Annotated in this window: 8 protein-coding genes; 7 read left to right on the top strand and 1 reads right to left on the bottom strand. The window is 63.4% G+C overall.

What is annotated here, in order from left to right; genetic code table 11:
* From EN750_RS08520 to EN750_RS08490, 7 genes are all read left to right on the top strand, one after another.
* Positions 1–950 (top strand): hydantoinase B/oxoprolinase family protein (locus EN750_RS08520; protein ID WP_145967500.1); only part of this gene is annotated, 950 nt, incomplete at its 5' end.
* A gap of 162 nt (positions 951–1,112) precedes the next feature.
* Positions 1,113–1,844 carry an FAD binding domain-containing protein gene (locus EN750_RS08515; RefSeq protein ID WP_245482653.1) on the top strand — a complete coding sequence of 244 codons (732 nt, stop codon included), beginning with the start codon at positions 1,113–1,115 and terminating at the stop codon, positions 1,842–1,844.
* Positions 1,845–1,960: 116 nt separating this feature from the next.
* Positions 1,961–2,458: a (2Fe-2S)-binding protein gene (locus EN750_RS08510; RefSeq protein ID WP_127396160.1), complete on the top strand. Its 498-nt coding sequence runs from the start codon at positions 1,961–1,963 to the stop codon at positions 2,456–2,458.
* Positions 2,451–4,799, top strand: a complete 2,349-nt coding sequence (locus EN750_RS08505) for a xanthine dehydrogenase family protein molybdopterin-binding subunit (protein WP_127396159.1) — start codon at positions 2,451–2,453, stop codon at positions 4,797–4,799. Before EN750_RS08510 ends, EN750_RS08505 begins: the two co-directional genes overlap by 8 nt.
* A gap of 12 nt (positions 4,800–4,811) precedes the next feature.
* Positions 4,812–5,543, top strand: coding sequence for a LamB/YcsF family protein (locus EN750_RS08500; RefSeq protein ID WP_127317797.1), 732 nt, complete (start codon positions 4,812–4,814; stop codon positions 5,541–5,543).
* A gap of 94 nt (positions 5,544–5,637) precedes the next feature.
* Complete coding sequence (locus EN750_RS08495; RefSeq protein ID WP_127396158.1) at positions 5,638–7,020, top strand: aspartate aminotransferase family protein; 1,383 nt, start codon at positions 5,638–5,640, stop codon at positions 7,018–7,020.
* The gene (locus EN750_RS08490) at positions 7,017–7,685 is read left to right on the top strand and encodes a nuclear transport factor 2 family protein (protein ID WP_127396157.1); all 669 of its coding nucleotides are present in this window, start codon (positions 7,017–7,019) and stop codon (positions 7,683–7,685) included. The genes EN750_RS08495 and EN750_RS08490 overlap by 4 nt, the downstream gene beginning before the upstream one ends.
* Before the next feature lie 156 nt (positions 7,686–7,841).
* On the opposite strand, the gene EN750_RS08485 is transcribed toward EN750_RS08490, so the two are convergent.
* Positions 7,842–8,959: ABC transporter substrate-binding protein (locus EN750_RS08485; RefSeq protein ID WP_145967498.1), on the bottom strand; the 1,118-nt coding region annotated here is incomplete at its 5' end.

The raw sequence follows: 8,959 nt of genomic DNA, 5'->3' as shown, positions 1-8,959 counted from the left end.
GGTTCCTGATGCCGTTCGAAAAGATCATGAACGCGATCTTCGAGATGTGGTCGAAGATCATGCCCGAACGCGCTATCGCCTGCGCCTTCAACCTCGAATATCTGCTGGCCGGGGGACGGGACGCGCGCAAACCCGAAAAGCCGATCTTCATGTTCTACGAATGGCTGCCCGGCGGTTGGGGCGGGCGCAACGGCAAGGATGGTGCCGATGTCACCACCGCCTGCTTCGGAACTGGGCTGATGTCGCAGCCGAACGAAGGCAACGAGCGGGTGAATCCCACTCGGACACTCGAGTTCCAGATCAAGCAGGATTCAGCCGGGCCCGGCAAATGGCGGGGCGGCGTCGGCGTGCAGAAGACTTCGTTGCTGCTTGAGGCTGAAAATGCCGTCATGTCCTATATTTGCGACCGCGAGCGCGCTGTCGTCTGGGGTGTCGAAGGAGGCCTGCCGTCGATGCCCCACGGCTTGACCATGAAGCGCGCCGGAGAAGAGACCGAGATTTGGCTCGGCTCCGTATTCTCCGATTACTCCGTCCACACAGGCGATCAGTTCGCTCGTCCGACGGCCGGCGGCGGCGGTTTCGGCGATCCATTGGAGCGCGAGCCCCGCAAGGTGATGGAGGACGTGATCGACGACTACGTTTCCCTGGAGCGCGCCAGGACTGACTACGGCGTGGTGATCCGCGAAATCGACCGCGACCTGTGCCAGTACGAAATCGACGGGACGGCAACCGAAGCCTGCCGTGCCGACATCCGGGCGAAACGGAAGGACTGGGCACGCATGGATCCCGAGGAGGTCGCGCGCAAATACCGCTCCGGCGAGATCGATACGCTCGATGCGGTTCGGCACTATGCCGTGATCCTCGACTGGGAGACTGGCGAACTGCTCCCCAAAACCACCGCCCAGTTCCGGGAAAGTTTTGAGAAACGGACCGTCGCCCACTGGGTCTGAGCACTAACGAGCGCGCCGCAATCTTGCGGGCGCTCGCGGGATGCCCGAGTTATCTGTTTTTTCGATACGATATTCAAAGAATTACTATTTCACAGGAGCCTAAAGCTGGAGCAACAATGCTGCAGCGCCGCGAAAGTTGGCTGCTTCCGAGGGGTATGACAGATGGCACCAAGCGTGGAACGATCGTTCACCGCAGCCAGCACGATTGAAGAGGCAATGGCCGCACGCCGGCAAGGCGCGGCGGTGCTTGCCGGCGGCACCTGGATGATGCGTGATCCACGGCGCGGGGTCGATCTTCCCGAGGCGTTGGTCGCACTCCACCGAATACCCGCCTTGTCCAAGGTCGAAATCGCACCGGACCATGTCGTGATCGGCGCAGCCGTTAGCCATGCAGTCCTTGGCCGCGCGTTGCACGGGGCGGTGGGCTTCGAAGGTCTGGTTGCCGCGGCGGAGAATGCGGCCAATCCCGGCATCCGAAGGGTCGCCACCGTGGGCGGCAACCTTTGTGCCCTGGACTTTGCCGCCGCCGATCTCCCCCCTGCGCTTCTCGTCTGTGAGGCGACGGTGGAACTGGAGACGTTCGAAGGCCCAAAACTCATCGGTATTTCGGATTTCCTCGAAGACAGGCACGCGCTGCTGGCCGAAGCGATTGTGACGAGAATTCATCTGCGCCGCGACCTTGTCGCCAGTGCTCATATCCGCCTGCCGCTTCGGAAAGCCGGCGACTATCCGGTCGCCATCGTCTCGCTTGCGGTAGACAAGGACAAACGATGTCGCATCGCCGTCGGCTCGGTGGAGCCGGTAGCGCGGCGCTGGGCGGCGCTCGAACAGGCCATGGCGGCGGACTCGGCCTCTGCGCTCGATCCGGAACGCACCGCCGGGCTTGCGCTGTAGCACAATGATTTTCAGGGCCGCGACGGCAAGGAAGCGGAGGGTTGGTACCGGCGCCAGGTTCTTGCGCCGCTGGTCAAGCGCGGTGTTGCCGCACTTCTCAAGACCGGGCGCCTGACATGACCGTGATATTCCAGCTGAATGGCGAGGACTGCCGCTTTGATGGCGATCCGATGACGCCGCTCGTCGACATCCTGCGGCAGGAACGATTCCTGACGGGGACCAAAGCCGTGTGCCGCGAAGGCTTCTGCGGCGCGTGCACCGTGCATGTCGACGATGAAGCGGTGCCGTCCTGCCTGAAGCCGATTGGCCTCGTCCAGGGATGCGCGGTGACGACCATCGAGGGATTGAGTTCCGGAAACCAGGCGCTGCACCCGCTCCAGGCCAATTTCGAGGCGGCCGATGCCGTGCAATGCGGCATGTGTTTCCCGGGAATGGTCATGAGCCTTTCGGCGTTCGTGCGCGACAATCCGCATGCGAGCCGTCCCGAAATCAAGGCCGCGATGGTCGGCAACATCTGCCGCTGCACGGGATATGAGCGGATCGTCGACGCCGTGGCCGACTGGCTCGACCAAGCGCGGATGGCTGGCCAGGTGGTAAGAGGCATCCATGTCTGAGCTGTCCGCCACGGTGATGAACCTTCCCCGCCGCGATGCGCAGGACAAGCTGCGCGGGCGCACGAAATACACCAACGACCGGGTTCGCCCCGACATGTTGCATGCCGTGCTGCTGCGCTCGACCGTTGCCGCTGGGCGGATCCGCAAGCTCGACGTTTCGGCAGCACTTCGCTGTCCTGGTGTGCGCGCGGTGGCGACCGGCGCCGATGCGCCAGGGCTGTACGGCATCGGCATTGCCGACCATCCGCTCCTGGCCATCGACACGATCCGCTATCACGGCGAACCAATCGCCGTCATCGCCGCCGAAACGGAGAAGCAGGCGCGGGCGGCGCTTGCAGTCGTCGTGCTTGAGGTCGAACCGCTGGCACCGGTGTCCACCATGGCCGAAGCGCTCCAGCCCGCCGCCCGTCTCGTTCACGAGGGCTGGCGCGGCTATGAGGTGATCACCGAGGGCGGTGCACGTGCCGGCAACATCGCCTGGGAGGCAAAATCCAGTCGCGGCGACGTCGATGCGGCCTTCTCCCGTCCCGACATTCGCATTGTCGAGAGCAGCTTCACCGTCGGCCGGCAGAACCATGTGCCCTTCGAACCGCGCGTTGCCATCGGCTCCTGGGAGGACAGCCGTGCTCACATACAGACCTCGACGCAGGTGCCTTGGACTGTGCGCAACGTCACCGGAAGGGTCATGCAGCTTCCGCCCGGGCGTGTGCGGGTCACTGTACCCCCTGTCGGCGGCGGGTTCGGCCTGAAATTCGATGCGTCCATCGAGCCTATCACGGCACTTCTGGCGCGGATGACCGGGCGCACAGTGGTCCTGGAAAATACCCGGCAGGAAGAGATGGCAACCTGCCTCTGCCGCGAGAATGCGGAAATCCGCATCCGGTCCGCTGTCACTGCCGAAGGATACATTGCCGGGCGCGAGGCGGTCGTGCTGATGGACTGCGGCGCGTATGGAGGCGAACAGGTTTTTCTGACGACGATGACGGCGCACACGCTGGGCGGCAATTACAGGGTTGGCGCAACGCGGCTCGTCAGCCGCGCCGTATACACCAACACACCACCCAATGGTGCTTTCCGAGCTTGCAACGGCGTCTACAACACATTCGCTTTGGAGCGACACACCGACGAAATCTGTGATGCGCTAGGCTTCGACCCGATGGAGTTCCGGAAGAAAAATGTCCTGGGAGATGGCGATCTCGGTGCCACGGGCCAGGTTTTCGAGGCCGATGTGCTGGGTCCGATGCTCGATCGCATGGAGGCGTTACGCGCCAGTACCGGTACATCAGAGGCCAAGGCCGACGGCAGGCTCTATGGAATTGCAACCACGGTCGGCACATGGTTTGTTTTCGTCGGGCCTTCGGCGGCGACGGTGAATTTGAACGCTGACGGTAGCGCAACGCTAGTCACCTCGGGTGTGGAGATCGGATCGGGCACGATGGTGCAATCCCTGCCGCAAATCGTGGCCGGGCAACTCGGCCTCGCTCCCGACCAGGTGATCGTGCGCGAAGCCGATACGGATGCCGCCGGTCTCGATGTCGGCGTTGGCGGTGGGCGCACCACCGTCTCCATCGGTGCGGCAAGTGTGGCTGCCTGCGCGGAAGTGCGGGAGAAGCTGCTGCGGACCGCCGGTGAGATGCTCCAGACCCGACCGGAAGACTTGGTGCTGCGGGATGGTCGTGTCGAGATCACGGGACGTCCCGGTTCCGGCATGTCGATCCCCGCTGTCGTCGCCCATGCGCAGGCAACCACCGGCCCGGTCACCGGAAGCGGAGCTTTTACCGCCAGGAACACTCCGGTAATGTCCGGCTGCGCGATGGGGCACTTCATCGATGCGCTCGACATCCCCGTCTTCGTCGTTCACGAGGCCGAGGTGGCGGTTGATCCGGATACCGGTCATGTCGAGGTGCTGGCCTATCGCGTGGTGCAGGATGTCGGCCGCGCACTCAACCCGCGCGCGGTCATGGGCCAGATACAGGGTGGTGTCGTGCAGGGTCTCGGCTACGCCCTGCATGAGGAGGTGACGATCACCGCTGACGGACGCATCGCGCAGGACGATTTCGAGACTTATCGCCTGCCGCTGGCGCAGGACGTGGTTCCGGTCGCAGCCGACCTCTACGAGGGCGCACCGTCGATGGGGCCGCTCGGCACCAAGGGCGCGGGCGAGGTCCCGATCCTGGCCGTGGGCGCCGCGATCGGCTGCGCTGTGGCACGCGCTATCGGCAAGCCGGTGCGGCAGCTGCCACTGACGCCGCCGCGCGTGCTTCGACTGCTGCACGAGCGCGAACCACCGCCGGAATTCCCGCACATCGCCCCCGGCTGGGCGTCGAACACTCTGGGCTGAGGCAAGCAAACCATGGTCACCCTGAACTGCGACATGGGGGAAAGTTACGGCAACTGGCGTTTCGGCGACGATGCCGGCATCATGCCTCACATCGATTGCGCCAACATCGCATGCGGCTTCCACGCCTCCGATCCATGGACGATGCTGAAGACCGTGCGGCTCGCGCTTTCGCACGGAAAGAAGGTTGGCGCGCATCCGTCCCTTCCCGATCGCGAGGGATTCGGCCGGCGCGAGATGAAACTTCAACCGGAGGAACTGACAGCCGCCTTCCTCTACCAAATCGGTGCTCTGACGGGGATGCTGGCCGCCGAGGGCGGGCAGCTCAGCCATGTCAAGCCGCATGGCATCATCTACGGCATGGCCGCGCACGACATAGACACTGCCCGGGCAATTGCCGCGGCGGTCAAGCCGTTCGGCGTCCCGCTCTTCGGCCTGGCGGGAACCCGTCACGAGACGGCGGCAGCCGAGCTCGGCGTTGCCTTCGTGGGCGAGTTCTTTCCCGATCTTGCCTACGCTCCCGGCGGCAGCCTGATCATCCCGCGCGTCCAGTCGGCCATCGACCTGACACTTGCCGAGCATCGCATGGTGGGGGCGCTTACCCGACGCGAACTCGTCACGACAGACGGTACGATCCGCCCGGTCGACTTCGACACCGTCTGCATCCACTCCGATCCTCCGAATGCGCGCGACGTAGCCGCGCTGATGCGGCGGATCATCGACACCCATTCCAACAGCCTGCCATGATTCGTTTCCCGAATCGTGAAAGCTCCACGCATGGGATCGAGGACTATCTCGAACTCACCGCCCGAACCATTTCCCCAAGCCGCTGAGGACTTCCATGGATGCGCTTTCCAACTCTCTCGCCGCCGCCGACATCGCCACCACCATGCACCCATACACAAACCTGCGTCAGCACGAAGAAACCGGGCCGCTGATCATCAGCCGCGGCGACGGCATCCGCGTGTATGACGAACGCGGCAAGGAATACATCGAAGGGCTCGCCGGGCTCTGGTCGGTGGGCGTCGGCTTTTCGGAAAAGCGGTTGGCCGACGCTGCCTATCAGCAGATGCTGAAGCTGCCCTACTATCACACCTTCTCCTCCAAGGCGCATGAGCCATCCATCCGGCTCGCGGAGAAACTCGTGGAGATGACGCCGGAAAACCTGACGCGTGTCTTCTTCACGTCGTCGGGCTCGGAAGCCAACGACACCATCGTCAAGATGATGTGGTTCATGAACAACGCGCTGGGCCGGCCAAAAAAGAAGAAATTCCTGGCGCGGACCAAGGGCTATCACGGCATCACCGTCGCCTCCGGCAGCCTGACAGGCCTGCCGGTCAACCATCGCGACTTCGATCTGCCAGCGATTCCCGTTCGCCACCTGACCTGCCCGCACTTCTATCGCTTCGGCATGGAAGGCGAAGACGAAGCCGCCTTCACGGCGCGCCTGCTCGCCGAACTGGAAGCGGTGATCGCGGAAGAAGGGGCTGACACCATCGCGGCCTTCATAGGAGAGCCGCTTATGGCAGCCGGCGGCGTTCTGCCACCACCGGTCGGGTACTGGGAAGGCGTGGAGAAAATCTGCCGGGCAAATGATATCATTCTGATAGCAGACGAGGTGATCTGTGGTTTCGGGCGGCTTGGTACGCCCTTCGGCGCTCAGAAATACGGCTTCACGCCTGATATCATGACGGTCTCCAAGCAAATCACGTCGTCTTATATGCCGCTTGCCGCCGTCATTTTCTCCGATGCGATCTATCAGGCGATCGCCGACAACACCGCCACGATCGGCAATTTCGGCCACGGCTTCACCGCGTCGGGTCATCCGGTCGCCACGGCGGTGGGTCTCGAGAATCTGGCCATCTTCGAGGAGCGGGACCTGATCGGAAACGCGGCCCGCCTTGAGACGTCGTTCCAGGCCGGCATCCGCTCATTCGCCGATCACCCGCTTGTCGGCGAAGCGAGGGGCACCGGTCTTATCGGCGCCGTTGAACTGGTGGCGGACAAGGCGACGAAACGCCCCTTCGCCAAGGTTGGGCGTGTAGGGGCTATCGCAGCAGGAATCGGCCACGAGGAAGGCCTCATCTTCCGCGCCATCGGCGACCAGCTCGCGCTCTGTCCGCCGATGATCTCGACAGAAGACGATGTGAAGGAAATCATGACGCGCATGGGCCGGACGCTTGAGCGCCTGACCGGTGCGGTCGCCAAGGAGGGACTTGAATGACCCGCATGAAAGCCGAACCGGTCGTCCATATCGACGACGAACGCTTCCGGGTCACCGAATGGCGCTTTGCCACCGGGGCCGAGACCGGCTGGCACATCCATGGCCATGACTACGTCATCGTGCCGCTTACGGGCGGCAAACTCGGTCTCGAAGGCCCGGACGGCGCGCAGTCGCAAGCCGCTCTCACCCAAGGGGTGCCCTATTCGCGGCGGACGGGTGTGGCTCACAACGTCATCAATGCCGGCGATGCACCGCTCGCCTTCCTGGAGGTCGAGGTCGTTGAAGCCGGCGATCTCGCAGCCAGGCGGCTGGCCGTGCTCGACCGGTTCCTCGCGGCCTGGAACGCCCGCGACGTGGGCGCGCTGATGGACTGCATGGCTGAGAATTGCGCTTTCCACGGCTCGGCTGGACCCGATGCCGAAGGGCGCAAGCATATGGGGCGTGACGCCGTGCGCGCCGCCTATGCAGCGCTGTTCGATGCCTTCCCGAAAGCCGAGTGGACCAGGGGACGGCACGTCGTGACGGGCGACACCGGGCTTTCATCATGGCGCTTCGTCGGCACCACGGCAGCGGGGCAGAAAATCGAAGTCGACGGCTGCGATATCTTCGCTTTCTCGGGGGAGCTCATAGCGCTCAAGGATTCCTACCGCAAAGCGCGAGGGTAGCGAAAATCTGAATTCATCGGGCGACAAGGGCGGTCCAAACGGGCCGCCCTCATTTTTTGTCCAAAGGCAAGATCCTCAAAGACGAAAGGCCCGGTCGTCCCAGAGGAACAGGGCCTTTCGTAGATGAAGGGCCGGACTTATCCGGCCCATCTTCTCCTACTTGAGCAAGGCTTCCATCGGTACCGGCTCGGAAATCGTCCAGTTGCCTACAACACCCGGCTTGCCGGCCTTGGTCTCGACGATCAGGTACCGCGTCTGGTTCTGGTGATGCAGTTCCGGCGAGAAGGTACGAGGCCCGAACAGCGTCGGCTCATTCTTCATCTTTTCCAGTTCCGCGACGACCGCGTCGGCATCGGCCGTGCCTGCACGCTCCACCGCCTTGGCCCAGACGTCGACCATGACGTAACCCGGAAAGACATACTGGCTCGAGGGATCGGCGCCTGTCTTCGCCTTGTAGGTGGCATTGAACTTCAGCACGGCCGGATTGGGATCGTCGCCATAGATCGATCCCTGAACGGGGACGTAGAAGTTCGTCAGATCGGGCACAGCCGAAAGCCAATAGCTACCGTCGACGCCCGATCCATTCAGGATCATGGAGTTGATACCCGCGGCGCGAAGCTGCTTGATGGCCGAGACAGCGCCCGGCATCATCGTGCAAAGCATGATCGCATCCGGCTCCTTCGGCAGAGACTTGATGCGGGTGATCTGCGCGGCGATGGAGGCGTCCTCGTTCTTGAAGGTGTCTTCACCGACAAGCTTCGCGCCCTGGGCTTCGAGCTTCGGCATCATCCAGTCGAAGCCGTCGCAGATGCCCTTGTTGTAGGCCGTCCAGGTATCGAGCAGACGGTAGAAGTCCTTTGCGCCCTTTTCCTTGAATGCCCACTCGGCCATGGTTGCGCCCTGCACGGCCGCCAGCACCGACGCGGAGAAGCTGTGCGGGCCGACACCCTGGATACCGGCCTTGACCGATTCCGCGCACAGGAAGAAGGAGATACGGCCCGCGTCCTCGGCCGCGAGCGCAGCCGGCGATCCGAAGTCGTAATCGCAGGACACGACCACGAGATCCGCACCCTGGTCGAGCACGGAGAGGCCCGCCTTGGCGCCTTCGGCCCGGTCGGACTTGGTGTCGGCCTTGACAACCTTGATCTGCTTTCCAAGCAGGCCGCCAGCCGCATTGATCTCGTCGATGCGGATCAAGGCCGCCTCCTGCGCAGGCTTGTCATAAGCTTCCATGAAGCCCGACTCCGCAGTGGCGAAGCCGATGACGATAGTCT

It is taken from the genome of Mesorhizobium sp. M7A.F.Ca.ET.027.03.2.1, from assembly GCF_003999175.1.
GTDB lineage: Bacteria > Pseudomonadota > Alphaproteobacteria > Rhizobiales > Rhizobiaceae > Mesorhizobium.
This window is presented reverse-complemented; position numbering and strand designations above follow the sequence as displayed.